The sequence below is a fragment of the Methanocella sp. MCL-LM genome, assembly GCF_049676595.1.
Classification (GTDB): domain Archaea; phylum Halobacteriota; class Methanocellia; order Methanocellales; family Methanocellaceae; genus Methanocella_A.
Window position 1 is genome coordinate 3,325,995 of record NZ_CP187259.1, and the last position, 25,935, is coordinate 3,351,929.

23 protein-coding genes are annotated in these 25,935 nt (G+C 55.1%); 10 read left to right on the top strand and 13 right to left on the bottom strand.

The window, feature by feature from the left end; all coding sequences use genetic code 11:
- Nucleotides 1-305 precede the first annotated feature (305 nt).
- The 4 genes from lonB to ACPLPM_RS16830 form a co-directional block, all read right to left on the bottom strand.
- A complete protein-coding gene (lonB, locus tag ACPLPM_RS16815; RefSeq protein ID WP_424360006.1) occupies nt 306-2,201 on the bottom strand; it encodes an ATP-dependent protease LonB in 1,896 nt (631 codons plus the stop codon).
- A 395-nt stretch (nt 2,202-2,596) separates the two neighbouring features.
- On the bottom strand, nt 2,597-3,016 hold the full coding sequence (locus ACPLPM_RS16820; protein WP_424357924.1) for a hypothetical protein: 420 nt from the start codon (nt 3,014-3,016) through the stop codon (nt 2,597-2,599).
- A gap of 37 nt (nt 3,017-3,053) precedes the next feature.
- The gene (locus ACPLPM_RS16825) at nt 3,054-4,847 is read right to left on the bottom strand and encodes a COG1361 S-layer family protein (RefSeq protein ID WP_424357925.1); all 1,794 of its coding nucleotides are present in this window, start codon (nt 4,845-4,847) and stop codon (nt 3,054-3,056) included.
- A complete protein-coding gene (locus ACPLPM_RS16830; protein WP_424357926.1) occupies nt 4,844-7,078 on the bottom strand; it encodes a hydrophobe/amphiphile efflux-3 (HAE3) family transporter in 2,235 nt (744 codons plus the stop codon). Before ACPLPM_RS16830 ends, ACPLPM_RS16825 begins: the two co-directional genes overlap by 4 nt.
- A gap of 320 nt (nt 7,079-7,398) precedes the next feature.
- Between ACPLPM_RS16830 and ACPLPM_RS16835 the strand changes: the two genes are divergently transcribed.
- On the top strand, nt 7,399-8,091 hold the full coding sequence (locus ACPLPM_RS16835) for a hypothetical protein (RefSeq protein WP_424357927.1): 693 nt from the start codon (nt 7,399-7,401) through the stop codon (nt 8,089-8,091).
- A 30-nt stretch (nt 8,092-8,121) separates the two neighbouring features.
- Here the strand turns inward: ACPLPM_RS16835 and ACPLPM_RS16840 are convergent, their stop codons facing one another.
- From ACPLPM_RS16840 to ACPLPM_RS16855, 4 genes are all read right to left on the bottom strand, one after another.
- On the bottom strand, nt 8,122-8,532 hold the full coding sequence (locus tag ACPLPM_RS16840; protein ID WP_424357928.1) for a response regulator transcription factor: 411 nt from the start codon (nt 8,530-8,532) through the stop codon (nt 8,122-8,124).
- A gap of 281 nt (nt 8,533-8,813) precedes the next feature.
- The gene (locus tag ACPLPM_RS16845; protein ID WP_424357929.1) at nt 8,814-9,584 is read right to left on the bottom strand and encodes an ABC transporter ATP-binding protein; all 771 of its coding nucleotides are present in this window, start codon (nt 9,582-9,584) and stop codon (nt 8,814-8,816) included.
- A gap of 3 nt (nt 9,585-9,587) precedes the next feature.
- Entirely contained in the window at nt 9,588-10,361 is a 774-nt protein-coding gene (locus tag ACPLPM_RS16850) for an ABC transporter permease (RefSeq protein ID WP_424357930.1), read from the bottom strand.
- Nucleotides 10,362-10,424: 63 nt separating this feature from the next.
- Nucleotides 10,425-11,486, bottom strand: coding sequence for an ABC transporter substrate-binding protein (locus ACPLPM_RS16855; RefSeq protein WP_424357931.1), 1,062 nt, complete (start codon nt 11,484-11,486; stop codon nt 10,425-10,427).
- A gap of 130 nt (nt 11,487-11,616) precedes the next feature.
- Here ACPLPM_RS16855 and ACPLPM_RS16860 point away from each other — a divergent pair, with 130 nt between their 5' ends.
- On the top strand, nt 11,617-12,162 hold the full coding sequence (locus ACPLPM_RS16860; protein ID WP_424357932.1) for a helix-turn-helix domain-containing protein: 546 nt from the start codon (nt 11,617-11,619) through the stop codon (nt 12,160-12,162).
- On the opposite strand, the gene ACPLPM_RS16865 is transcribed toward ACPLPM_RS16860, so the two are convergent.
- The 3 genes from ACPLPM_RS16865 to ACPLPM_RS16875 all read right to left on the bottom strand — a co-directional run bounded on the left by ACPLPM_RS16865 (nt 12,163) and on the right by ACPLPM_RS16875 (nt 15,366).
- The gene (locus tag ACPLPM_RS16865) at nt 12,163-12,534 is read right to left on the bottom strand and encodes a PepSY domain-containing protein (RefSeq protein WP_424357933.1); all 372 of its coding nucleotides are present in this window, start codon (nt 12,532-12,534) and stop codon (nt 12,163-12,165) included.
- A gap of 355 nt (nt 12,535-12,889) precedes the next feature.
- Nucleotides 12,890-14,251 carry a TraB/GumN family protein gene (locus tag ACPLPM_RS16870; RefSeq protein WP_424357934.1) on the bottom strand — a complete coding sequence of 454 codons (1,362 nt, stop codon included), beginning with the start codon at nt 14,249-14,251 and terminating at the stop codon, nt 12,890-12,892.
- 14 nt (nt 14,252-14,265) lie between these two features.
- Complete coding sequence (locus ACPLPM_RS16875) at nt 14,266-15,366, bottom strand: CBS domain-containing protein (RefSeq protein ID WP_424357935.1); 1,101 nt, start codon at nt 15,364-15,366, stop codon at nt 14,266-14,268.
- A gap of 65 nt (nt 15,367-15,431) precedes the next feature.
- On the opposite strand from ACPLPM_RS16875, the gene ACPLPM_RS16880 reads away from it, so the two are divergent.
- Nucleotides 15,432-15,731: a PRC-barrel domain-containing protein gene (locus tag ACPLPM_RS16880; protein WP_424357936.1), complete on the top strand. Its 300-nt coding sequence runs from the start codon at nt 15,432-15,434 to the stop codon at nt 15,729-15,731.
- 295 nt (nt 15,732-16,026) lie between these two features.
- Here the strand turns inward: ACPLPM_RS16880 and ACPLPM_RS16885 are convergent, their stop codons facing one another.
- Nucleotides 16,027-17,238 (bottom strand): MDR family MFS transporter, encoded by a 1,212-nt coding sequence (locus tag ACPLPM_RS16885; protein ID WP_424357937.1) that lies wholly within the window; start codon nt 17,236-17,238, stop codon nt 16,027-16,029.
- Nucleotides 17,239-17,303: 65 nt separating this feature from the next.
- Between ACPLPM_RS16885 and ACPLPM_RS16890 the strand changes: the two genes are divergently transcribed.
- Nucleotides 17,304-18,026 (top strand): tRNA(His) guanylyltransferase Thg1 family protein, encoded by a 723-nt coding sequence (locus ACPLPM_RS16890; RefSeq protein ID WP_424357938.1) that lies wholly within the window; start codon nt 17,304-17,306, stop codon nt 18,024-18,026.
- On the opposite strand, the gene fdhD is transcribed toward ACPLPM_RS16890, so the two are convergent.
- Nucleotides 18,023-18,775 (bottom strand): formate dehydrogenase accessory sulfurtransferase FdhD, encoded by a 753-nt coding sequence (gene fdhD, locus ACPLPM_RS16895; RefSeq protein WP_424357939.1) that lies wholly within the window; start codon nt 18,773-18,775, stop codon nt 18,023-18,025. The two genes, ACPLPM_RS16890 and fdhD, sit on opposite strands and share 4 nt — an antisense overlap.
- 50 nt (nt 18,776-18,825) lie before the next feature.
- On the opposite strand from fdhD, the gene ACPLPM_RS16900 reads away from it, so the two are divergent.
- From ACPLPM_RS16900 to ACPLPM_RS16925, 6 genes are all read left to right on the top strand, one after another.
- Nucleotides 18,826-19,236 carry a Tfx family DNA-binding protein gene (locus ACPLPM_RS16900; protein ID WP_424357940.1) on the top strand — a complete coding sequence of 137 codons (411 nt, stop codon included), beginning with the start codon at nt 18,826-18,828 and terminating at the stop codon, nt 19,234-19,236.
- Nucleotides 19,233-20,255, top strand: coding sequence for a DUF1786 domain-containing protein (locus tag ACPLPM_RS16905; RefSeq protein WP_424357941.1), 1,023 nt, complete (start codon nt 19,233-19,235; stop codon nt 20,253-20,255). Before ACPLPM_RS16900 ends, ACPLPM_RS16905 begins: the two co-directional genes overlap by 4 nt.
- 203 nt (nt 20,256-20,458) lie before the next feature.
- On the top strand, nt 20,459-24,070 hold the full coding sequence (locus ACPLPM_RS16910) for a VWA domain-containing protein (RefSeq protein ID WP_424357942.1): 3,612 nt from the start codon (nt 20,459-20,461) through the stop codon (nt 24,068-24,070).
- A gap of 21 nt (nt 24,071-24,091) precedes the next feature.
- Nucleotides 24,092-24,598 carry a hypothetical protein gene (locus tag ACPLPM_RS16915; protein ID WP_424357943.1) on the top strand — a complete coding sequence of 169 codons (507 nt, stop codon included), beginning with the start codon at nt 24,092-24,094 and terminating at the stop codon, nt 24,596-24,598.
- 127 nt (nt 24,599-24,725) lie between these two features.
- The gene (locus tag ACPLPM_RS16920; protein WP_424357944.1) at nt 24,726-25,031 is read left to right on the top strand and encodes a hypothetical protein; all 306 of its coding nucleotides are present in this window, start codon (nt 24,726-24,728) and stop codon (nt 25,029-25,031) included.
- A gap of 316 nt (nt 25,032-25,347) precedes the next feature.
- The gene (locus tag ACPLPM_RS16925; RefSeq protein ID WP_424357945.1) at nt 25,348-25,881 is read left to right on the top strand and encodes a hypothetical protein; all 534 of its coding nucleotides are present in this window, start codon (nt 25,348-25,350) and stop codon (nt 25,879-25,881) included.
- The last annotated feature ends 54 nt before the right edge of the window (nt 25,882-25,935 follow it).

Below are 25,935 nucleotides of genomic sequence, written 5' to 3' on the forward strand. Positions count from 1 at the left end.
GCAATCGTGCAAAACATTTCAGTAACGACTATATAATGCCATTATTATCGCTTGAAATAATACTGGATAGCAGGATATCAGTCTGAACTTATCTGATAAGAAGTCAGTTTTTAGTAGTGGCTTATCGAATCCGCACAATGGTTGGATATGCTGCGTTATGACGGCTGTTGTGGTAGAGAATTGAACACAGAAATAGTGATATAAAAAAGTTACTGCCCGCCTCACTCTTTGTTAGGTGGTGCGGGCCTTTGTTCCTTCTAGTACGGGAAAATCCTGGGCATGATGGCCCGGGACACATCCTCACGTTAGTGAGGGAGTGCCTTGTCGAAGATCCCAATGCCCATTTTATCGACACTAAAGTTTCTTATTTTGTCGATGAAGCTTTCCTTCTTCTTGCCGGTGAGGGCGTGTTCCAGGACTTCGCTGATGTTCGTGACCGGGATGATCTTGATCCGGTCCTTGTACATGTCCTCGATGAGCACGTCGCCCAAATTCGACTTCGGGATGAGCACGGTCGTGATGCCTGCCAGGGCTGCTGCCTCGATCTTGTAGGTGACGCCGCCAATCGGCAGCACGTCGCCTCTGACTGACAGCGAGCCGGTCATGGCTACGCTCTGGTCGACCGGGATCTGCGAGATGGCGGAGATGACAGCCGTCGCGATGGAGACGGAGGCGCTGTCGCCTTCCACGCCTTCGTAGGTGCCTACGAACTGGATGTGGACGTCCATGCCGGTGATGTCCTGGCCGGTGAACTTCTTGATGATGGCGCTCACATTCTGGACCGCCTCTTTGGCGATCTCCTGCAGTTTACCAGTCGCGTAGACGTGGCCTTCGGACTTGGACATGGCCGGGGTCACTTCTGCCACGATCGGGAGCACGACGCCTGCGTCGCCGCCCATGACTGCGAGGCCGTTGACTCTGCCGACTTCTTCGCCTGCCGCCTGGAACAGGCGGTAGTCCTTCCTTCTGTCGAGGTAGCTGTCGGTCAGCTGTTGTTCGACCGATCTGGAGATCCTCTTGGCCTTGAGCACGTGGTCTGCCGTCGTCAGCGCGGCACCTTCGGACCGGGCGATGTCGCCGGAGACTCTGACCAGTCCGCCGAGGTCTCTCAGCTTGAGGGTCAGGTGGCCCTTGCGGCCTGCACGGCGCATGGATTCCCTCAGGATCTCTTCCACTGCGGAGTGGTCGAAGTGGGGAATCTTGCCGTCGCGCAGGACTTCCTGGGCGACGAACCGGACTACTTTCTTCCGGTTCTCGATGCTGTCTTCCATCGAGTCGGTCATGAACAGCTCGTAACCGTAGCCCTTGATACGGCTGCGGAGTGCCGGGTGCATGCCTTCCATGGCGTCGAGGTTGCCTGCGAGTACCATGATGAAGTCACAGGGTACTACGTCGGTCTTGACCATCGCGCCGGAAGACCTTTCCGACTGTCCAGTGATGGCGAACTTGCCTTCCTGGACGGCGGTCAGCAGGTGCTGCTGGCTCTCCATCCGGAGGGTGTTGATTTCGTCGATGAACAGGACGCCTTTGTGGGCCTTGTGGATGGCTCCTGCCTCCACGCGGTCGTGGGACGGCGTCTCGAGGCCGCCCGACTGGAAGGGGTCGTGCCTGACGTCGCCGAGCAGTGCGCCTGCGTGGGCGCCGGTGGCGTCGACGAACGGTGCTGTCGTCTTGCCCTGGTTGGACACGAGCAGCTTGGGGGTGATGATAGTCTCCTTAGGAGTGACGTATCTTATGATTAGCAGTAACAGCAGCACGGCGATGATTGCCCACATGAACTGCTCCCTCATGTAGAACCATGCAAATCCGAGGATTGCGAGCATAGCAACTACTATGATCAGGTTGCGGAGCTGAGCGTTCTTCTGAGCTTCCATCTTATGTGCGTTCACGATTTGCTTGCCTTTGCCCGCGGGGACGACCCGTACTTTCGGGTTGTTCGAGTCCTCGGGGTTGTGGTAGATCAGTACGTCCTGCAGTTCTTCCTTGGGCAACAGCTCTGCCATTGCCTTGGCGAGCATGGACTTACCAGTGCCTGGCGTGCCGATCATCATTACGTGGCGGCGCTGGCTGGCCGCCTTCTTGATGACCTCCACAGCATGCTCCTGGCCGATCACCTGATCGATGAGCCTGGTGGGGACCTCAATGTCGGCCGTGGATTTGAAATCCATGCCGCCGCAGAGATCGTCCTGCCGGGGTTCCATTTTTGTCTCGTCACTCACTATGATCACCGGTATGTTAATTTGATTTTGCATAATCTGTTACATAGGATAAATACTTTCAGAGATATTATTTAATGCGCGACATAATATTATTATGCGTCTGCACTATGGGCGCAATCGCGTTATCTTGAGAGTATTGGCAGGGGCAGTAACCCACTGCTTGAAAAGTTTTTTCTGGCGTCTATCGTACATTCTATATTTATATAGTTTAGGCTTTAAACCTTTTCGTAAATAGATCGGGGTATTTTTATCCATTTATTTTCAGGAATGTATGTAAAGCCAGCCCAAATAAACGCCCTGATTAGTATTTTTACCATGGTGCTGCGGGATTTACATACCGGCACAGTCAGGCGATTGCTTCCTGTGCACGTACGCTGTCACGACGTAGTTTTGCCCGAGTCGATAAAGTCGAAAATGAAGTAATACACGTTTATGAAGCATATCGGCAGTAGCAGGAGTAATGCAAGCCTCACTCCCCAGCCCATCTGCTCGCGCAGACAGAACCAGAAGATTACCAGGATCACGCCGATAGCAGTAGCGCATGCGTAGTTCAGAATAGCAAGCCAGCCCCTTTTTGACCGGGGACCGGGTATGCCGCTCGCATTCCTGCGGGCTTCGAGGATACTCGCCACAATATATTTTACATCCAGGTATATGGCCAGTGCGATAACGAGCATCGCAAGTATGATACCCCACCCAGTAAGCTCGTGAGGCAGGTAGAGCCAGAAGATCAGCAGGATCGCCGTGGCCACGATCGCTGCCGAGAGAATAATTGCTGCCAGCCGCTCTTTCTCCATATAATATCACTGCCTAAATATACAGGACATTATTCTATTACTTAATATTATCTCCATCTGCGACCGATACCTCTGCATCTGTGTCAGCATCTACCCCTGTAGATGCTGCAGCATCTACCCCTGTGGATGCGTCAGCATCTACCCCTGCGTCCGGGCTTTGCCGTTTCTTCATCCACCGGTATCCTGCATACAGGAGTCCTGCAATCAACAGTATGATCAGGCCGAGGACGAGGAGCCAGTTTTCGAGGATCGTCTCCCACAGTGTCGGGGGCGGGTCCACTGTGATGGCCTTGCGGATGATCTTGGTGACGTGAGGGTCGTCCTGGCTGTCGTAGTACTTGACTTCCAGGGTGACATAGTACGTACCTGGCACTGCGTCGGGCTTTACCTTGATCCCGAACTGGGTGGTCGTGTTCTCCCCGGGCCTGACGTCGCCGAGGTACATGGTATCATAGCTGACCGTGAACGGATCCAGAGCGTTCATGCGGACTATCGCGTCCCGGGCGTCGATGGTGCCGTTGTTGGTGAGGGTGAGGGTGGAGATGGTCGAGCGGCCGCACTTGATCTTAACAGGCTCGTCGTCTACCGTGAACCGCATTTGCTTCTCCACGTGGGCCCCGAAGGTCTCCACGTTGGAGGACTTCTCGGTGCCCCACGGGTCCTCGTAGGACACGACCGCGCTGACAGGGAAGTCGCTATCTTCCGCGTCGTCGGCCACGCTGAGCTTGAACTTGACCACCCGGTCTTCGCCCGGCTCCATGTGGCCGAGGTACTGGGAATTCTGCACAGGCACCAGCATGTTTTGATCGACTGCGACAGGCTGTTGTGCTGCTGTGGTCTGGTAATTGGCGAGCTGGTAGTTGACTGGATAGTAGAACGAATCCTGGCAGGGGCCTATGGTAGGGCTGGTGAGGTAGACGATCGCGTGCTCCACTGGCAGTGTCCCTACATGGGTGACCCGGACCGATACGATGCCGTTGGTGCCGGGCACCATGTCTACGGCGGTGATGTCAGTTACGATAAGATCGAAGATGCCCATGATCACGATGTCCAGGTAGATGATGCAGGATTCTTCCACGTAGTTGCTGTAGCCGTACATCTGGCCGAAGAAGGACGTGTAGTCGTAGTCTTCTGCCAGCCGCTTGTAGGTGATCAGCAGCGGGAGCTTGTAGTGGCCTGGCTGGGCGTCCCGGCTGACCCGGACCAGGTAAGGGACTGGTGCGGTAACAGCGCCTGCCGGCAGGGAGCCAAGTACCATTCGGTTGTCCGATACGATCTCGATCGGCGCGTCGCCGGGGCTCAGATCGCAGGTGATGCCAAGTGCAGTGGTCACTCCCGCTTCTACACCGGGAGCGCTGTTGATCTGCAGGTTTCCGAACGCCCCGATCTGGGAAAACTGGTAGGAGGAGCTGCTGGTGCTCTGGGAGAGCGAGGTGTGGGACGCGCTTGCCGATCCCCCTATGCTTCCCAGGCCTGTCTGCAGGCTTCCGGCACCGGCGGTCAGGCCTGCGGACGCGATCTGGTACTCAGACGAATCATAGAGAGTTTTTGACGATGCGCCGTTGACGACCGCCGAATACGAAGCGCCCCCCGAATACTGGAGCCACGCGTCCGGGGTGTCGTAGCCTGCCACCGCCTGGATGTAGCCGCTGTTCTGGACGAGCAGCTGCAGGGTCACGATCTGGCCCGGGTACAGTTCCCGGCTGCCGTAGATACACGCGTCGATCATGGGGCCTCCGAGTATCTGGGATTGCGCAGCTGGCGTAGCCAGCGGATACAGGATGGCGACGAGGCAGATAGATAGCATGAAGCAGGCGGATGGTCTGGTCATACTTTCACTCCCCTGACTTTAGACCACCAGGTGTCGAGCGTGACCAGGAGAGGTGGCATGATCACGAAGGCACTGCACAGTGCCAGAATGAAGTCGATGATGGTAACGAGGCCGAAGTTGCTCAGGATGGAAAAGTTGGACATGACCAGGGCTCCGAAGCCTGCGATGACCGTGCTGGCGCTGGAGAAGATGGCGTTGCCGATCTTGGCCGTGGCTATGCGCATGGCATCCATTGGCGGATAGCCTTTGGCTTTTTCTTCGTAGTACCGCTCCATGTGCAGGATGGAGAAGTCGATGCCGATGCCTATTGTGAGCGCGCCAAGCGTCACGGACAGCGGTGTATACTTCATGTGAAGCAGGATCATGACAATGCAGGACAGCCCTGTCACGATGACCACGGCGATCACCGGCACGACTGACCTCACCCAATCCCCCCGGTAGACGATGAACAGGCCGATCAGGACCATGAAGCCGCTGATCAATGTCATCTGGAGCCGGTCGCTGGTCAGGGACCCGAGAGTCATCAGCATTACCCGGGACTGGCCGCTCAGTGTCGCGCTGACGCCGGCAGGAGGGCTCAGGAACGCGAGATCTTTTTCCACCCGGCGAAGCATGCTCATCTGCTGGTCGGTCGGCAGATCGTTGATGGTCATGGTGATGATGGACGTAGTCCGGTAGTCATCGATGTACCGGCGCTGCTCGTCCCACGGGATCTGACCCAGCACGTTCCTGATTTCGGGGGCGGTATAGGGAACGGTACCGTCGTTATGGGAGGCCATGAGCGTGTTGATGCTGCTGACTGCCAGGACATCGGGGTTATTGGTCAGCTCGTAGCTCGAGAAGTTATCCATCCAGCGTACCGCATCAGGGGCGGTGACGTCGTGGGCTTTGACCTGGATGATCATATCGGTGGTCTTGATGTCGACGATGTTGGTCAGGCTGCGGAAGAGGACGACTGAAGGCATGTCCTGCGGGGCGAAGCTCGACTGGTCGATCTCTACGCCGATCGTCGGGTCCAGCGCATACCCGGCGATCATGGCGATGAACGCGAAGACGACGACTACCGGATGCCTGGTCGTGGTCTCGGCCACCCGCTCGATCACCTTCTCGATGATGCCGTGCTGTTCGGTCCTGTGCTGTACCCTGCCTGCTCTTGAGGACAGGAGAACGAGGATGGACAGCAGCAGGAACAGCGCCGAAAGGAAACACACGGTTACGCCGATCATGCACATCAGGCCGAAGTCGAAGATCATCGGTACCGGCGACGCGAGGATAGACAGGAAGCCCAGCAGGCAGGTCATCACTGAATAAGTTACAGGAGGCCCGATGTTCTTCACAGTGGCCACGACAGCGTCGCCCGGGGCCTTGCCGCTGGCCAGCTCTTCCATCATGCGGTTCTGGAACTGGATGGCGTACTCCACCCCCAGGCCGATCAGGATGGGGAACACTGCCATCGAGACCATAGTGAGCGGCACGCCAGTCAGGCCCATGATACCCCCTGTGAAGATCACCCCTACGAGGACGATCGGCAGAGGCAGGAGCCGCCATTTAGAGTGGGAGAACGTAAACCAGAGGGCGATGATCATCATGATCACCGCAGAAGCAAGCATGAGCATCATGCTGTGCATCATCTCCTGCTGGATTTCGAGCATCATCGCGGTCTCGCCTGTGACCTGGGCGGAAGTGCCAGCGGGCATAGGCACCCAGCGGATAGCGTTTTTTACATCGGCAAGTATGGCAGGCTTCTCTGTCTCCTCCAGGTCGCCCCGGAGCAGTACACTCATGATCGTGTGATGCTTGCTCGGGGCCAGAAACCCGGTCATATCGGGAGGTAGCAGGGCGAGGATTCGCTCGGCCTGCGCAGAGTTCACCATGCTGCCGGCCGAGTATCTCCCCAGGACTGTGTGCAGACCGGTCACATTGTAGACCTTCGGATTAACCTTGATCTGGCTGCCGAGCAGCTCCATGGCCTGGAGCACGTCCGGGCTGAAGACATTATCAGAGGTGATCAGAATCAGGAAGTTGGTGGCCTGGAAATTTTCCGTGTAGTATTCGATGTCCTTGTAGATCTGCGAGTCTTTGAAGACGAACGTCTCGGTACCTGTGGCCATGTAGATCTTCTGGGCGGACACCATGGCCAAAAAGAGCAGCAGCACTGCCATGATGATGATAAAAACATAGTGGTTCTTGATGAACCTGCCAAGGGCGTCTCCCAGGTTAACCGTCCTCACCACCGTCTGTACCGGGGGCAGAACTTGTGCCGCCGCAAGGCGGCACCTGCACTGGCCGGATACGGATAGGTAGTGTACGCTTAAATATAAATATTATTAATATATTATGGTTAATTGAGCCATATATATCGCAATAGTGGCAAATAAATAAAATGCTTGATCAGCAGAAATAGCGATAAAACTGGAAGGAGTTACTCCTCATCCAGTTATTTTGGAGCGTAGCTGCTGGAAAAATTGATGCTTGCTAAAGTTAAAGTAAACTTATTCAGGAGGTATAACGAACGAGAAAAATCGCAATAGGATTTATTGCCGTTGTTTTAATGGCAGTATTGCTCAGCGGGTGCACGACCACGGGCACCCCCCAGGCTGTCACACCCACGCCTACGGCCGGGGCTCAGCCGACCGCCACCGGTACCGCCACCCCGGCGACTCCGGCAGGAGTGACCACCGAGGACGGAGTTACGACCATCACCGGCTCCGGCGACCAGACGGTCACGGTCAACACGGTCGAAGGCGGATACCTGCTCAGGTACAGGTACAAGAACGATCTGGAAATTACCCACAAGGCCTCATCCGGCATGTCTGTGCCACTGTTCTCATCTGCGGGCGCAGCTATGGGGTCTGACGGATACTACACGATGTCGAGGGTAGAGCACTGGTACAGCGACGACACTGAAACTATCGAGATAAAGGCCAACGGTCCATACATCATCGAAATGATCCAGCTGCCCCACGGCACGGCGGCACCGGCCCCGCAGACGTACACCGGCGCCGGATGGCGTGCAGTAGGCCCCTTCAACCTCAACGCAGGCCAGGCCACCATTGACGTCACCATCCCCGACCTCGGCACAGCTTACGCTGCAGCAATCACATTAGACGACGGTACTACCGGCAACTTTGTGAGCACGCTGGAGATCGGGACGAATACTGTAGACGTACCCGAGACCGGAGCATACTACGTCGAAGTGAACACTAACAAGGCCAAGAACTGGGAAGTAAAGATCACCCAGTGATCGGCGGGTTCTATCGAACCCGTTCTTTTTTTATCTTGCCGGCGGCTGCAGTCTGCCCTTTTCAGAAAGTATCTTTTTCACCCTTTCCAGCAGCTCTGCGCGACCGAAAGGCTTGGTGATGTAATCGTCCACCTGCACCACGTGGAGGCCGATCATCTTGTCGATGGACTGGGACTTGGCGGTGAGCATGGCCACGGGAATGTCCTTCGTCTTAGAATTAGATTTAATGTGGTTGTACACTTCCCACCCGTCCATCTGGGGCATCATGATGTCCAGCAGCACGAGATCTGGCAGCTCATTGCCGATCTTATCCAGCGCTTCCTTCCCGCTGTTAGCAGTGACCACTTCGTAGCCCTCGCTTTTCAGCACGATCTTCACCAGGTCCACAACGTCCGGCTCATCGTCGACGATCATGATCTTGTTAGCCATGCATGCTCCCATCCTATTTTCTCCAGCGATTTGATAAAGGTTGGGCGCATTTTCCGGCGGGGCATTGCCGATCTACCTGAATAAGCGCTGCAGTGCGATACAATTGTACGCTGCGCTGCGCTTAAACACGGAGGACACGAAGGACACAGAGGACACAAAGGAGTCGCATCAAGTCAAAGGGCACATTTCGTGCCCTTGAATAGCCTTAGTGTCCTCCGTGTCCTCCGTGCCCTTCGTGTTAAAGCGCAGCGCAGCGTACACAGGGCGTTGACAGGAAGAACTTATAAAAAAGTTTACCGGTCGGATAATTTCTTGACTTCGGTAAAGAGCGACTTCAGGATGGCGTCCCTGACCTGGTTGACCTCGGCTTCGGTGCGCTTTCTGGGCCTGGGGAGCCTGATATCGACGATTTCCTTGATTTGCCCGGGCCTGGCGGTCATGATGGCCACCTTGTCCGCGAGGAAGACGGCTTCGTCGACGCTGTGGGTGACGAAGATGACCTTGATCTTCTCCTTCTGCCAGATCTCCAGCAGCTGCTCCTGGAGGAGGTTCCTCGTCTGCGCGTCCAGGGCGCCGAAGGGCTCGTCCATCAGGAGGATTTCCGGGCCGACGGCGAGCGTTCTCGCTATGGCGCACCTCTGCTTCATGCCGCCCGAGAGCTGGTGGGGGTAGGAGTCCTTGAAGCCGGAGAGGCCGACCATGTCGATGTACTTCTCCGCGATCTTCTGCCGCTCGGCGGGGGGCACGTTCTTGATCTCGAGGCCGAACTCCACGTTCTTCTGGACCGTCCTCCACGGGAACAGGGTATACTCCTGGAAGACGAAACCCACTTTGGGAGAAGTCCCGGCAATGGGCTTGCCGTCGATGAGCACCTGGCCCTTGCTGATCGGCTCCAGCCCTGCGATCATGCGGAGCAGCGTCGACTTGCCGCAGCCGGAGGGGCCCACCAGGCAGAGGAACTCGTGGTCGGTAATGTCCATCGAGATGTTGTTGATGGCCACCATGGAGCCGCCCTTAGTAGGGTACTCCTTGGTCACGCGGTCGATTCTGATGTCGCCTGCCACGTTTTATTCCCCCTTGCTGATGCCTTTCTGCCACCCGAATAACCGATCGCCTGCCAGCTGGAAGGCCACGTTGAGGAGCAGGCCGAGGACGCCGATCGTGATCATGCCCACCAGGACACGGTCCGACTGCAGGAAATTGGACGCATCCAGGATCAGACTGCCCAGCCCGTACTTAACGGCCACCATTTCGGCAGCGACCACACACATCCAGCCGATGCCCATGCCCACACGCATACCTGTGAAGATGGTCGGCAAAGAGGCGGGTATGACAACTTTGCGGAGGATCTCCATATCAGTGGCCCCAAAAGTGTAGGCGACCTCAATGAGCTTCTTATCTACAGCGCGTACACCGGTAATCGTGTTGAGCAAGATGGGGAAGAACGCGCCGATGAAGACCAGGAATACGGCCAACGTAAGGCCTGTGCTGAACCAGATGATAGCCAGGCCGATCCAGGCGATGGGCGGGATTGGCCGCAGCACCTCGACGACCGGGTCGACGATGTAGGAGATCTCCCGGATCCAGCCCATGGCTACGCCCAGCGGTATGGCGACGGCGGCTGCCGCCAAAAAGCCCAGCAGCACTCGCATCAGGCTGTAGCCCGCGTGCATGAACAATTCTCCATCCATGACCATGCTGATTGTGGTGAGCAGCACGTCCGAGGGCGGGGGGAGGGACACCGGCTTGACCAGGTGCAGGACACCTGTGGCTACCTGCCAGAGGACGATCAGGATCAGGACTCCCGATAGCTGCATTAAAACTTTGTTGACGCGGGGCATGTGAATCCTAATGTACGCTACTTAAAAATAAATTTGTTGGACAGGGCTGCTGCCCTGTCGTGGTTAAGCCTGGGTGCCGCCGATCGAGTTGACGATCGACAGGTCGAAGATGTCGGCCCGGGTGTGGTCTTTCTTCAGCTTGCCCAGGGCCTTCATTTCAGTGGCGAAGGTCTCGGCGCCCGCGATGAACGTCTCGTCCGGCTTCGTCATGAAGGTCATGTGCTTCAGGGCGTCCAGCTCGACGGTCTTGCCCGAGTTGAGCCACTCGCTGCCGCCGACGATCTCTGCCGCTTCCTCGAAGTTGGTCTTGATGAACTCGACGCCGTCCTGGTGAGCCAGCAGGAACGCCTTGAGCGAGTCCGGGTAGCTCTGGATGAACCCGGTCGAGGTGGTGATGGTGTCGCACGGGTGGCCTGCCATCATGTCCTCGGACCAGAGCAGGACTTCTGCTGCTCCCTGCTGGACGGCCATGGTCGCGAACGGCTCCCACATGAGGGCCGCGTCGACGCCACCATCCGTACCTAAAGACTTGATCATGTCGCCGCCGGCCATGGGAGCCTGGATGGTGACGTCCTTCTCGTAGTCCAGGCCTGCCTTAGCTAACTCATTCCTGAGGAGGATGTCCTGGATCGAGCCCACGCTGGGCAGGGCGATCTTCTTGCCCTTCAGGTCTGCGACGCTCTTGATGCCGAGGCCTTTCTTGAAGAACAGCGCGCTGCCGTTGTTGTGGACTGCGCCGACAATCTTGATGGTCGGGTCGGCGTCCATGGCCGCCAGGACCGGGGGTACGCCAGCCATGCCGATGTCGATGGTGCCGGCCACGACCTGCTGCATGATCTGGGGGCCTGCCGTGAACTTGATGAACTCTACGTTGATCTTGCGGTTCTCGAAGAACTTCTTCGTGCTGGCGATGAACGCGGGCGCGTGGTGGTCGGTGGGCATCCAGCCGATCTTCACGAGGTCCTTGACCTTTGCTCCGGCAGTAGCCGTCGGGGTCGGGGTGGTGCAGCCGGCCAGCGAGGCGCCGCCGATTACGGCGATACCAGCACCGATACCCATCTTGAGCACGTTTCTCCGGGAGGTCTTCTCTTCCTGTATCTTATCAAATAATTCGTCGAGAGCCATAAATGAGCCATCCGCTTGTAGCTAAGTGCTACACTATCGTGTATTGACATAAATATTTTCCTTTTTCAGACAGCCGTTAACCTAAAAGTACAAGTAATTCAAGGGGAATTATACAATAGGGTACACAATTATGACACTTGCAGACGATATCGCAGTCGCAGCCTTCCAGTCGGACGAGGAATTCAGAAGGGTACTGGACAAGGTGATCCGCAAGGATTTAGGCCTGAGCATCGCCGAGTTCGGGGAGCGCTCTAAGATATCGCCCAGCACCCTTTACAAGATCATGAACGGGGACCGGGACCCTAACCTGAACACGCTCCGGGACGTGGTCAACTCGGTCAGAGAAATCGAGGGCCTGAGCCGGGAAAAGTTCATCGCCGTCATCGCTGCGAGGCCGGTGCTCGACCGGATTCACGAGCGGGAGATGTTCGTGGATGAGCGGCGGGTTGTTGTCCGGGAGTATGCTGCGGCGACCATGGAAGACGCCATCGTGGCGGCTATCAGGGCGGAGCGGGACGGAGCCCAGGCGCTGGTCTGTGCGCCGATCGTGAGCTATACGATCGAGAAAATTGTGCGTATTCCAGTTGCGACTATAATGCCGACGAACAGCGTGACGGTGGCGATCGAGACGGCGTCGAGAAAGATCAGATCGCAGGCCACGACACCTATTAAGTAGTCAGCCTACTGGATTTACGTGTAGTACCTCGCCAGTCACGGCATCGATAGTGACTATTCCGCCCCATGACATGGGAATACCCGGCTCGCCTGCATTCACCACTGCGATGTAGACACCCGGGTAGTACATGCCCGGCACAGTTTTGACATCCACGTACCACACCAGTTTTTCGGTGTTGCCGGCCCTGTACAACGAAAGCTCCGCACTGCTGTTTTCCATGGACATGGCGGGAAAACGGGCCTGCGCTATTTTCATGGCTTCCGCTTTTGAGATCTTCGGCTTACCGGCCGGCTCGGCGAGGACGATGTAGCCCATTGCCAGAAGGGCCAGGACGAGTACTACAGGAAGCAGAGATAGCCAGTTTAGGCGCATAGCAGTATGTTGTTGCATTAGATAGGATAAAAGAATATGGTTGCAATAAATTGTATAGGATATTCCTTCGTGAAAACTTTCGTATGAGTGCCGGTACCGATTACACGAAGTATAGTTATTCTTGAAACGTTTTGTACGGGCGCCCGTACCGTTTACACGAAGTACGCGAGGTACGCGAAGTACTCAAAGTACGATAATAATGGGTGACTACAACTGATCTTATAGGATAACTTCGTGTACTTCGAGTACTTGGAGTACTTCGTGTAAACGGTACCTGACAGCCCTGAAAGTTTTAGGAAAGACAATAAAAAAGTTAATGTCCTGATCAAATAGCACTGATCAGGCACCTATCACCTTATTTAGGAAGTACGTTGCCGATCCACAGCATAACAGTGTTGTACCCGTTGCTGAGCCCGCTCTGCAATATTCCTACCGGGTCGTTGAGCCCGAAGAAGTAAGCCAGCACGAAGATGCCGACAAACGTGCCCAGCGTGCTGCCGATGTTGGCCATGGCCGCGACGAGGATGGCCTTGAAGAGCCGGTTGTTGAACATGTTCTGGAAGGTTTTTATGAAGCTGTCCTCTTCGTTGCCCAGGATGGTGTTCAGGTCGTGCATGGTCGGGGGGCGCTGTGTCGCCTCTACCACGCCGGCCAGCCAGCCTATCGCCAGGACAGGGTTGAGGAACCCGTACCAGGCGAGGCCGAACGCCGTAGCTATCGATTTCCAGTGGCCGCCCACGATGGCGACGAACAGGGCGGACAGGATGCCCTGGACGAGGAAGAGCACGATCAGAGCCTGGCCGATCTCGATAAGCGATCTGCCCGACAGGAGCAGCAAACCCAGGACCACCACTACGGACAGGACAATCAGGGCGCTGAGAATCTTGACTATGGGAAACTTACGCTTTTTGGGTATCTCGATCAGCGTGTTGATGGGAGGCACTTTCTCGGGGTGCTCGATGTACTTGCGGATGCCTTCCCGGTGCCCTGCGCCGACTACGCCCAGCACTCTCTTTCTCCTGCCGATGTCCAGCAGGTTATGGGCGAGGTAAGCGTCCCGCTCGTCGACCAGCACGACGGCTGCGGTAGGCGTGAACTCCCTGAGCTCTTCCAGCAGGTCGGAGACTACGTCTTCTTTGGTGATCTCTTCCAGGTCGATCTTGTCGGTGCCGAAGCCCAGCATCGCCAGCACTAAGGAGTAGAACATGCGGAACTTTTCCCGCAGCGTCATCTTGGCCCAGAACCTCGCGAGGGTGACCCCGATGTCCCGGTCGATGAGGGCGACTGCGATGCCCTTCCGGTTGGCGGCTTCGATGGCCGCCAGCATCTCGGCGCCGGGCTTGACGCCGACATCGGCGCCGACTTTCCGCTGCACGTAGGCCAGCATGAACTGGAGCAGGAAGATCATCAGGTTGTTGCCCTTGAGCAGTTCCTTGATCTCGATGTTCTTCTTCGCGTCCTCCGGCTGCTGCAGCGCCTTAAAGCGCCTCTCGTCCAGCTCGACTGCCACAACGTCAGGGGCGTAGCGCTCGATAGCCTCCTCTACCTCCCGGATGCTTTTCTCGGATACGTGGGCTGTGCCCACCAGAAAAATGTTGTCCCGGGGATTGGGCGAGACAGGCTGCCCGAGGGGGACGGTAAAGCTGAGTGACGCCTTGGCGTCGGTGGAAATACTATTTGCCGGCTGCTGCTTGTTATCGTCAGTCAATGTTCTCACTACCTACACAATACCTATTGCCGGCTCAATGCGCCGTGCAGCTCAATTGCCCGCACGAGGTCGGTGCGAGAAATGATGCCCGCCATGCGGTCGCCATCCATGACGACGAGGCGACCCACCTTGCGCTGCGAAATTTGCTGAAGTGCTATCGTCGCGTCATCATCGGGCTTCAGCGTAATAACGTTTCTGGTCATGATATCCCGGACAACGGTGGTGTCGCGTGCCGCTTCCGGCACCTTCGAGACATCGCTGAGCGTCACGATGCCCGCCAGCCGGCCGCCCTCGATAACCGGGTACCCGAGGTGCTTCTTCTGGAACATCGTCTGCAGGGTCGAGGAAACGCTGGCGCCGGAGTCGACGGTGTCGACGGTCTTCGACATGATGTCCCGGACCTTCACGCCCTCCAGCATTACAGAGGTGACGGTCGAACGCTCTTCCTCTCCTGCGGCCACATAGATGAAGAACGCGATGATGATAAACCAGATCCCGGATAAGCCCATGAATAAGCCGATTATGCCCAGCAGGTAGGCGAACATCTTACCCGAGAACACAGCCCACCTGGTAGCTTGTATGTAGGGCATGCGCATGGCCAGCAAAGCCCGCAGCACCCTGCCACCGTCCATCGGGAAGGCCGGCAGGATGTTGAAGATGCCCAGCAGGATGTTGAGGTAGGTCATCAGGAAGATCATGATACCCAGAGGAGTGTTTGTCGGGATCCCGGTGGCCAGCAGGATGGCACCACAGGCGAGGCCGATCACGATGCTGGTCAGCGGCCCGACAATGGCCATTTTAGCCTCGATTCCGGGGTTCCGGGGAACCTCTTCCATGGCGGAAACGCCGCCGAAGAGGTATAGCGTGATGTCGCTGATCTTGATGTTGTTCCGGATAGCCACGTAGGAGTGGGCGACCTCGTGGACGAGCACGCAGGCGAAGAGCAGTATGCCCGCGATAGTACCCAGCGAGTAGCGCAAAACTGGGTCGGAGATGGTCGAAAAGCCGAACGGCGAAGGGCCTTCGGCGAACGAAAAGGCTATCAGCGGCAGAATGAGCAGGAAAGTGATGTGCAGCCGGATGGGTATTCCCAGCACGCTACCGATCTTCAGCGAACTTTTCATGCTCAGAAATTTATCAAGCAAAGTATATATCAGTATAGCACAATATTTAGGGGCGAGGATTCCTGATGGTTACTGACGTAGCGTCATTGTTCGATTTAACTGTTTATACGGACAAGGGTTATTACATCGGAAAGGTGTATGATGTGGAGATCGACGCTTCCGAGCGGAGGATATCTACCCTGGTAGTCGAGAATTACAACAAGGACATCATCAACGAGGAAACAGGGTTCAACGTTGCCGAGAGCAGCAAGGCCAAGATCCCGTACAGGTGGGTTACGGCGGCCGCTGACATCGTCATCATCAGGCACCCGGCCAGAAAGAGCGCGGCCTCCATGGCCAGCGACTCAGATGGCTTAGGGCTGTAAGGCCACAACTCTTTTTCCTTTCTTTTAGTCAGTATAGCCATTCTAACCCTATTAACGCTTTATGGATCGATTACTCCAGCCATTTAGTGATCTTTCGGCCATAAGATCTGGGAGGTACCCGGAGGCCATAGAGGAATAACTTTTATGCGAATCAGCCTCTCTGACCTTTCTATTCTCCCTGACCTCCTCTCCGACCTCCGACCCTCTCTAACCTCCCAGCTTGAAAATCCTCCCCGACCTCCAGGGAACTCCTCGACCTCCGAGGATTTTTCCATTCGGGGTTACTGGAATAACGCTACTCCAGTAGCGCCACCGTATTTTTCTCCGGCGGCACGATCTTCTTCAGGTACAGGAATCCTGTCGCGCACAGTAGCCCGGCCGCTGCCACGACGAGCCACGTGGCCCAGGGGCTGCCCGCGAAGACGCTCAGGAGCAGGCCGCCGATCAGAGGGCCTACTGCCGAGCCCATGTTGGTCGTGAGGCCGGAGAAGCCCAGGTACCTGCCTCTTGTGTCGCTGGTGGAAAGGTTGGTTGCCATGGTGATCTGGGCTGGTATGAACCAGAGCTCCCCCAGGGTGATCAGGAAGATGCAGATCGCCAGCATGAGGAAGCCCTGGGAAACCGAAACCAGAGCGAACCCTGCAACGTAGAAGAGGACACCGACGGTCATGGCGAACGTCATCCGGAACCTGTCTGCTAATCTGGTCACGAAGTACTGCAGGGCCACTACCATGATGCCGTTGATCGCCAGCAGCACGCCGATCTCCGGCTCGTTCAGCCCGGCGTAGCCCTTCGAGTACATGGACAGCGGCGTGTACATCTGGGAGTAGACGACGAAGACCAGGAAAGACAGCAGGGCAAACACCATGAAGGTCCTGTCCGCCAGAATCGTGCCGATACCATCCCTGGCCCTGGCCTTTTCAGGCCGGCACCCCCGGGTATCGTTGATGAAGGCCACTACCAGGACGAGGTACAGCGTGCTCGTGACGGCCGTGAGGTAGAACATGCTGGAGTAGGATACGACAGCCATCAGCCCTCCGATTATGGGCCCGGTGGCGAAGCCGAGGTTATGCGCTACCCGGAGCAGGGCGAACGCCTCCGTCCGCTTCTCCGCAGGCACTATGTCGGCCGCTATCACGTTGGGGATGGGGCGGAACAGCCCGGTTGCTACCCGGGTCAGGGATAGCAGCACCAGGTAATAGACGTAAGGCGCTTTGATACTCACTGCCCAGCCCAGCAGCAAGAAGCTCCCGATCAGCAGGATCAGGCCGATGATCAGCACAGTCCTTCGGCCCAGCCGATCGCATGCCTCGCCCCCGACGAACTGGAAGATTGCGCCCGTGAAGGCGGAGAAAAACATCGCGAAGCCGACGAGTGCGGGAGACTCCCCCTGGTACACGAACAGGTAGATCGCGATGAAAGGCATGACTATGGACATGCCAAACTGGTTCAGCGCCATCCCCGCGAACAGCACCCATACGCGCCTGTCGAACTGCGGCAACTTCACGCGACTGGCCTCCCTGTCGGAAAATTAGTAATATGCATTACCCATAAATAAGCTTTGAGAAGCCGATGAAGCGAAAGGAGATATTCAGCGCCATCCGGGCGGCACCCCCGGTCATCGTCCGCCTCGACGGGCGAAACTTCAAAGAGTCCCTGAGCAGGCTCGGGTTTGCGAAGCCCTACGACCTCAGGTTCCAGCAGGGCATGGTCTGTGCTGCCCGCAGGCTGGTGGAGCAGAGCAGCCTGGCCCCCGAGTGGGCCTTTACGTTCTCCGACGAAGTCAGCCTGCTATTCAACGAGCTGCCCTTCGACGGCCGCCTCGAAAAGCTGGACTCGGTAATTCCGTCGTACATGGCCAGCGCACTCACCATCGCGCTAAAAGTCGAAACACCGCTGGCTTTCGACTCCCGCGTGATACCGGTGCACCCCGAAGAGATTCCCACGTACCTCGCCAACAGGCAGGCCGAGACCTGGCGCAATCACATGCAGTCCTACGGCTTCTACACCCTGGTCGCCGAGGGCATGGGGGAAAAGGAAGCGGCGGCGAAGATGAAGGGCATGCGGTTCGAGGATATCCACGAGCTCATGTGGCAGCGGGGCATCAATTTGAACGCTACCCCGGGCTGGCAGCGCAAAGGCGTGTTCATCTACAGGAAGAAAACAGAGCGGGAAGGCTACAACCCCCTCAAGGGCGAAAAGGTCACCGTCGAGCGCCGGGAAGTCGTCGAAGACTGGGACCCGCCCCTCTTCACATCTGAGGAAGGGAAAGAGTACCTCAGGCGTGCGGTCTAAACCACGATACGCTCGGCAACGGAGAACACTTTTACCTTTTCCCTGTCGGCGAAGCATGCCAGTGTGACGTTCGCCCGGCGGGCGCTCTCGATGCCGGAGCTGATGGGCGCCGCCTTGGATACGATCAGGGGAATCCCGGCCCTGACGGCTTTCATGACCATGCCGGCGGGCTGCCTGCCCGAGGACAGGAGAAACATTTTCGAGAGGTCGTCGCCGTTGAGGAGGGCCATGCCCACGACCTTGTCGATGGCGTTGTGCCTGCCGATGTCCAGCGCCTGGTACCTGAGCCGGCCTTCGGCGTCGATCAGGCAGGCGCTGTGGGCTCCCCGGGTCCTGTCCTGGATTTCGGAGAACAGGTACTTGAGGCTGTCGAGGATGACTCGGGCGGGGAAAGTCTGGCTGACCGGGACTGATACGTCCTCGTCCCGCTTTTCCCAGTTGACGCCGATGCACCCGGACGAGCGCAGCTCGTACCAGAGGTCGAAGTGCTCGAAGGACCGGACTTTCAGGAAGACTTTGCCATCCTTCTCCATGACTTCTTCGATGTCTCTCCGGTCTTTTACGGCTCCTTCAGTGACCATGTAGCCTACCGCCAGTTCCTTGTGGAGGTCCGGGGTGGTCACGATGGACGACAGTTTAGTGCCGTTGATGATGAGGTCGATGGTCTGCTCGACCATAACGGGGTCAATTGCGTCTTCTTTGCCAGCCCGGGTGATCTTCACCGACGTGTACTCCTTGACCGTTTCCATAAGCCTCGTCCGTACCCAAAGATTTAATCTCGGTATATGCATATGAAATCATGATGGCTTATAAATCATTCCTCACCAAACGGCAGCTCACAGTACTAAGGTTAAGGCAGGCGGGCCTCACCCAGGAGGAGATCGCGAAGCGTATCAAGACCACCAGGGCGAACATCAGCCTCATCGAGAAGCGGGCGAAGGAGAACATCGAACGCTCTAAAGAGACGATCAAAGAGTGGAACAGCGTCATCTCCCCCGTGCGCATCACCGTGAAGAAGGGCACCGACGTCATGACCATCCCTGAAATCGTGTTCGGCGAAGCCGATCGGTCGGGCGTCCACGTGCGCACCGACTCCATCGGGCTCATCACCCTCATCAAGAAAGAGAAGAGCGACGCTATCTCCAACCGCATGGTCGTCCGCGATTTCGAAGTGGACATCACCAACTCGGGAGAAGTGACCCTGCTTTGAGCGACGTTTTCGCCATCGACGTAGGCTCAGGTACCCAGGACATACTCATTTCCGACGACCGCCTGTCAAAGCCGGCGGTCAAACTCGTAATGCCGGCGCCGACCCAGCTGTTCGCCGCCCGCATCCGCAGATCCCGAAAAGACGTTTTCTGCGATGGTTACACCATGGGCGGCGGGGCGATCACCGGAGCTCTGAGGGCTCATGCCGAAAAGTACCGGATAGTCATGACCCCCGAGGCGGCCCACACAGTCCGTGATGACCTAGAGCAGGTCAAAGAGCGGGGCATCGAGATAGGCAAAGAGTCGGACATGAAAGGCTCCTACCTGAAGCTCACCCTCATGGACGTCGACATGACGGCCTGGGAAGCAGGCCTCGCCATGCTGAACTACAATCTGCCCAAAGACATCGTCGTAGCAGTGGCCGTGCAAGACCACGGAGTAGCTCCTAAAGGCGTCAGCGACCGGGAGTTCCGGTTCGAGCACATCGGCAAACTGGTCAAGAAGGGCGCCACCTTCAAGGACTTCGTCATCACGAAAAAGACGAACAAGTTCTCCCGAGTGAGCGCAGTCATCCAGTCTCTAAAAGATCAGGGCTACGAGAACGTCCTTGTCATGGATACTAAGATCGCCGGCATCTACGGTGGACTGTATGGCGAAAAACTGCCTGCCATTGTCATGGACGTGGGCAACGGTCACACCACCGCCGCCTCAATCGCAGAGGACGGCACCATTGCGGGAATTTTCGAGCACCATACCGCTTCGCTGACCCCGAAGACTATGCGACTCTATATAGAGAAGCTGGCAAATGGCACTCTGACCAACGAGGAGGTCTTCGAAGACGAAGGCCACGGCGCATATGTTAAAGAACCAATCAAGCCAGTCTCCATCATCGCCACCGGCCCCCGCCGGGAAATCGCGCTGAAGACGAAGCTGCCGATCAGGTTCGCCTCCCCGCTGGACGACGTCTACATGGTCGGGCCGGTGGGCATGATTAGAGCTTATCAGGCGCTAAAAGAATAACCTATTGCCTTTTTAAATGGCTATACTGCCATTCCATTTTTCATATCTCGATCTGTTTCAATTTTTATTTTTAATGTTGTACAGGAAATTTATCAACCGCTGTAAAATTTTACACCGGAGATATATATCTACTTAATAGGCAATACCTTTCCTAACGCATGGTGAATAATAGCGTTTTATATTGATGTGGTTTTATGTTTAACTTGAATCGCCTACTCTCAGTAGTGATTATTCTGGTATTGCTTGTGACTGTTTTTAGCCCTGCCATAGAGGCTTCTGTTGTCTATGGCCCGGAGAAGTTCGATAGGAACACAGGAGCGCCCGGAGCTGTCACCTCCCAGTTTCAGGTCAGCGATCCTCATGGCAATTATAGCCTGTATGTGCGAAACGGTGACCTGAACGGGGGCGGAGATGTCACCAACGGTGCCAGCAGTGCCATTGTGCGCCTGAACGGCAACACCCTTTTCAGCGCTAAGGACTTTAACCAGAACACTTACCTGCTGAAGAAGAACGTCACTGCTCAGGACGTAAACGATCTGCAGGTCGAGGTGCGAAGCATACCCGGCAGCTACATCACTGCATGGCTGGAGGATGAATCCCCGGACATCGTCATCTTGTCGCCGTGGGAGGATACGGTGTCGGAGGGGAAGGTCCTGCTGGCAGGGTACACCACAGATCGCAATATTACCTCTATCAACCTCAAACTGAACAACGATTCGGCGTCCACCGCCATCCCGGTGACGGACGGTAATTTTAGCACAGAAGTACAGATCAGCGGCCCTGTAAAGATCACGCTGAGCGTAGTCGACAGCACTGGCACGTTGAGGACTGCTTCGCTCTGCCTCGACGGCGACACGCTGGTCGAAAAGTACGAGAGGCAGTACGGCTTCGACCCGCTGGACCCCGATTCCGACTCGTCGCTGACCGCTGTTAGCGAGGCCGACAATGGAATCATGGACAGCTTTGAGATCCTCGGAGGCCAGAACGCCGATAATACCAGACTTCCGGCCCTGGTCAAAGCCAGGACAGGCGCCGACCCCTTGAAGGATGATACCGATGGTGACGGCCTGACCGACTACTATGAAGTCATGAAGCTGGGACCTTACGCTGATGTCAGGTATGTGGACTGGGACAACGATGGCATATCCGACGCCGCCGAGGACCCGGACGAAGATAGCCTGGCGAACCTGGAAGAACAGGCATTCGGCACTAATCCCCTCATCGCCGACACAGATCGTGACGGTCTGACGGACGGCCTTGAGGTCATGACCTTTAGCAGCAGTCCGTTCTTGGGGGACACCGACTCGGACAGCCTCGAGGATGACAGCGAATTCCGCCTCGGCACGGACCCGAACGATCCCGACAGCAATCACAACGGCATACTCGACGGTAACGAGGTCTACACTACGGCCGGCAGGAACGATTCGCTGGGCGTCACCGTGACCATCATGGGTAATGGCGACGTAGCTAAAAGCCTCGTGATCGGCTGTGAGAAATCTCCTGTCTACACAGGGATACCGGCTCTGGTTAGCCCAGCTGTAAAACTGGAAGCGGACAAGCCATTTGATAACGCGACGATCACGCTAACGTACGATGCCTGCAAGGTAAACGACACAGCGAACCTGTCCCTGTACTACTTCAACGAGTCTCTGGGCACATTCCTGCCGGTGGCTTCCACAGTGGACCCGATTAAACACACTGTGACGGGCACCACCAACCACTTCTCCCTGTACACGATCTTCCACGTGCCGACGTGGAACGCCCTGTTCACATCAGAGATGAGCAGCGGAAGAGGCGGTTCGACCGACGTGATGTTCGTGGACGTGATGTTCACCATCGACTCGTCGGGCAGCATGAGCTGGAACGACCCCAATGGATACAGGAAGACTGCCGCCAAAAACTTCGTGGGAGCGCTGGTGCCGGGAGACAGGGCGGGAGTAGTCGATTTCGACTCCTATGCCAGCGTGAAACAGCCGCTCACGAGTAACTTCAGTGACGTGAATAGATCCATCGACAGGCTGGACGCATCTGGAGGAACTAACATTGGGGCCGGCGTCAGCGCAGCGAACAGCCACCTCATCGCAAATGGTAACAAGAGCCACGCGTGGCTGATGATCCTGCTCACCGACGGCCAGGGGTCTTATAGCAGCTATTACACTCAACAGGCGAAAGCCAATAACATCACCATATACACGATCGGGTTAGGTAGCAGCGTCGACAGCAACCTGCTCACCCAAATAGCCACGCAGACAGGGGGCAAGTACTTCAGCGTATCCTCCGCAGACCAGCTGCCCCAGGTATTCCGCAACATCAGCGAGGAGATAGAGCCCATTGACTCTGATGGCGACGGGCTGTCAGATACCCTGGAAACAACCGGATTCAGGGACGGGTGCGGAAATGTGTACCATACGAACCCGAACGACCCGGACTCGGATGATGATGGGCTGCCGGATGGAGAAGAGGCCGGAGAGCTGACAACTGCGCCGGATGGTAAAACATACTACTACTGCTTGACCAGCCCGACCAGTTCGGATACGGACTGTGATGAGCTCGGCGACTTCGACGAAGTTATGGCCTATGATACTGATCCGAGAGGCTGGGACACAGATAGCGACTGGCTGCCTGACGGGTATGAGGTCAATATTGGCACAAACCCGAATTCTGGAGATACGGATGGAGATGGGTACCCGGACTTTTTCGAGGTGGCAAGCCAAACGCAGCCCATGATGAACGGGTGGTTTAACCCGCTTGTTAAAGACATCTCCCTCGAGACACGGGCTTTGGAGTACTCTCTTGGTATGGTGGCAGGTGAATGGGCTTACCAGGGCCATGATAACACATATTTCTTGCTTGGTTGGATGACCCCGGGCCTCATTCCGGTCGTTAGTGATCTTACAGATGTCCGTGACTTTTTCGCTGCTGTTTACCACATGGATGCCGCCAGCATAGCCATGAATGGTGCGACCGTAATCATTGATATAGCCTCAGATCTCGGGTATCTGAGTGTCATTGGCGCTGCACCTGGCTATCTTGCATCCACAATAAGTAGCGAAGTTAAGATATGTGGCAAGTTCCTTGCCAGCCACCCCCACATGATCAACACTGTCCTGCCCTTCGTGATGACCCTGTACACGAAGCTTGACAACAATATCGGAAAAGCAGTAGCCACGGCCATAGAGGAGATGACCAGGGCCGGAAAAGACGGGAGCGGCATCTACAACTCGCTAAAAGGAAGGGGAATAAGCGATGCCAAGTTCGTAGAATGGTGCAGCAAAGGTGTTGTAGAACATGCCGATCTGCTCACTAGACAAGGTTCAGAACAAGCCGATATAGATAAAGTGATAGGGATATTTGAAAAAAATGGGAGGATTGCCGCAGACTTTGATAACGTCGAACGCATTGGTAAAACAAGTGATCCTGGTAAAATCTACTGGCTTGAAAAGGGCAAATCTTCGTATGGTTCGGATCATATACATTACAGACATATAGCTGGAACTGATACTGGTAGACGTGAAACTACATTCTGGCCTGCCGGCTATTATATACAAAGGTTAGGAAAAACAACTCCCGGCAATATGAACGTGTTCAACGTAAAAGAGATGATCGAAAAAAGTGTTAAATATGGCAAACAGCCAGACCCGAATGATCCCGGAAAATTTGTCCTGGAATTATGTCCCGAGCAATATGGGATAAAGGAGATTGTTACAATCGTGGGAGATGATGGCCGGATCGTTACATCCTGGCCCAGTAAAGGTTCCAATGTATGCCACTATGATGAGATTAAAAGAGTATGGAGCGAAAGCTGGGGGGTTTGATGTATTGTGACTGTGCATAACTTGAAAATTGAATATTTCCTTGAAACTGACAATGAGATTAATGTAAAAGATGAATGGGGCGTCCTTGGCGGTTTCAGAATCGTGTACAATGATCAAATCTTAACAAAATACGTCGATTATCAGTCAGATGAAGGATATCATAGCGAACGGATATTCCACGATCTTAAGGTATGGATGAGATCTATAAAAGAACTGGTAGTGAAGGGAAGTACCGAGCTTGGCATTGTAGATTCCCTCACTACCTTCAAATTTTTGTTAAAAAATGACTCGATATACCTCTTGATCGATGCTGGAAATACAGAAACGAATAAGTTGTATCCGGGTGAGGGCAAAGGCTATCCGATTCCTGCCAAGTTGTTTCTAAAAGAGATCGTTACCCTTGGTCACAGGTTCATCGACGATATCGCAGCCCGTTATAAAAATATGGATCCTGTAGAAATAAATAATTTTAAGAAGGCACTCGGCGAAGCAGATCATTACGTTAATGAATATATGAAAACACACTGATTCAATAGTCTCTGAACTGTTAGATATACTATGACCGGCCACACTGATCGGCGTGATGATATGCCTGAAATTCCTGGCACACCATGCTCACTACCCCACTGAGATCACCGGTATAATGATAGGGGTTGTGAAGATCGGTGGAGACAACATAGACGATCAGTTAGCAGTCGTAATAAAGGCGATGAATAAGGTCGGCCAGAACGGCGACGCGGTTGTCTATCACCTGCTACAGAGGGGAGTGAATAAAAAGAAAATTGTCGAATGGTCTAAGAAAGGCAACCTGGCAGACGCGCAAAAGTTACTGGTTAGCGGCCATACGATAGACGAAGTTGACTTGGTAATACAACATCGTAAAAAATTGAAGACATTATTGAAATGGGGCATGTGGATGCAAAACCTGCTTTTGGACAGCCTGAAATTATTTAGTGGTTAGAGAAAGGAGATTTCAAGTTCGGCGATGTTCATATCGATATCCGACATGTATCAGGTTCGAAGATAGGCAAGAGTAAAACATCGTACTGGCCAGCAGGTTATCAGGTTAGGACAGGTTGCCCTTCGACGCCAATGAAGATGACGCATGACTTTTTATCGGATATATCTGTGAGATACAAGAATCTAAAACCGATTGATATACACAATTTCAGCCAGGCGTTGAAGAATACTGAAGAGGTGGTGGGAGAGTACAATAAAACTCATTGACATATGTTAAAAAAGACGGGACTTGGATGATTGGCTAACGGTGTATAGGTATGACAGGGTTTACCATAAACTATAAAATCGAGGATAGTAGCATCAAACCAGAAAGCGTTAGAGAATGGTACCAGCTCAACGGGGGTATCCGGGTCATATTTAATGACATAATCCTGACAAAAAACGTTCAGGCACCGGACGACGAAGGCTTTATCGGGAACTACATCCTGTATGAGATACCGGAGATCATCGAAGCGATTCCAAGGCTGATCGAGGGTCAAAAATGCATGATCAGCATTGAAGAAGACATGATCGGAATTTCGCTCGACTTAACAGACGGACAGGTGTATTTTTCGATAGTCTCCACGCAGCATGAGTGTAGGTGGGCTATTGATACTACTGAAAGCTATCCATGCGGCGAAAGAGGATGCCCTATCCCGGCAAAAATATTTTTTGCCGGGGTCATCGATCTCGGGGAGAAATTCATAGCGGATGTTTCCCAAAGATACGTCAATCTCCATAATTATGTAAAAGATATTAAAACGACATTGGATTATGCTTCAAAAGTAGCCGAGGATTACGACAAACCCTAAAAGCCGCTAAACAAGCCCTTAGGAAAGCAGATCATCAGGTTGGTGTGTTCGAAA

What these genes read in the sequence shown, in the direction of transcription:
- ACPLPM_RS16835 (WP_424357927.1), top strand. Translation starts at nt 7,399, where the DNA reads ATGGCAGTATTGCTCAGCGGGTGCACGACCACGGGCACCCCCCAGGCT.
- fdhD (WP_424357939.1), bottom strand. Translation starts at nt 18,775, where the DNA reads ATGGAAACGGTCAAGGAGTACACGTCGGTGAAGATCACCCGGGCTGGC.
- ACPLPM_RS16820 (WP_424357924.1), bottom strand. Translation starts at nt 3,016, where the DNA reads ATGGAGAAAGAGCGGCTGGCAGCAATTATTCTCTCGGCAGCGATCGTG.
- ACPLPM_RS16840 (WP_424357928.1), bottom strand. Translation starts at nt 8,532, where the DNA reads ATGGGAGCATGCATGGCTAACAAGATCATGATCGTCGACGATGAGCCG.
- lonB (WP_424360006.1), bottom strand. Translation starts at nt 2,201, where the DNA reads ATGGAACCCCGGCAGGACGATCTCTGCGGCGGCATGGATTTCAAATCC.
- ACPLPM_RS16855 (WP_424357931.1), bottom strand. Translation starts at nt 11,486, where the DNA reads ATGGCTCTCGACGAATTATTTGATAAGATACAGGAAGAGAAGACCTCC.
- ACPLPM_RS16925 (WP_424357945.1), top strand. Translation starts at nt 25,348, where the DNA reads ATGACAGGGTTTACCATAAACTATAAAATCGAGGATAGTAGCATCAAA.
- ACPLPM_RS16865 (WP_424357933.1), bottom strand. Translation starts at nt 12,534, where the DNA reads ATGCGCCTAAACTGGCTATCTCTGCTTCCTGTAGTACTCGTCCTGGCC.
- ACPLPM_RS16900 (WP_424357940.1), top strand. Translation starts at nt 18,826, where the DNA reads ATGATGGCTTATAAATCATTCCTCACCAAACGGCAGCTCACAGTACTA.
- ACPLPM_RS16875 (WP_424357935.1), bottom strand. Translation starts at nt 15,366, where the DNA reads ATGAAAAGTTCGCTGAAGATCGGTAGCGTGCTGGGAATACCCATCCGG.
- ACPLPM_RS16850 (WP_424357930.1), bottom strand. Translation starts at nt 10,361, where the DNA reads ATGCCCCGCGTCAACAAAGTTTTAATGCAGCTATCGGGAGTCCTGATC.
- ACPLPM_RS16880 (WP_424357936.1), top strand. Translation starts at nt 15,432, where the DNA reads ATGGTTACTGACGTAGCGTCATTGTTCGATTTAACTGTTTATACGGAC.
- ACPLPM_RS16825 (WP_424357925.1), bottom strand. Translation starts at nt 4,847, where the DNA reads ATGACCAGACCATCCGCCTGCTTCATGCTATCTATCTGCCTCGTCGCC.
- ACPLPM_RS16860 (WP_424357932.1), top strand. Translation starts at nt 11,617, where the DNA reads ATGACACTTGCAGACGATATCGCAGTCGCAGCCTTCCAGTCGGACGAG.
- ACPLPM_RS16890 (WP_424357938.1), top strand. Translation starts at nt 17,304, where the DNA reads ATGAAGCGAAAGGAGATATTCAGCGCCATCCGGGCGGCACCCCCGGTC.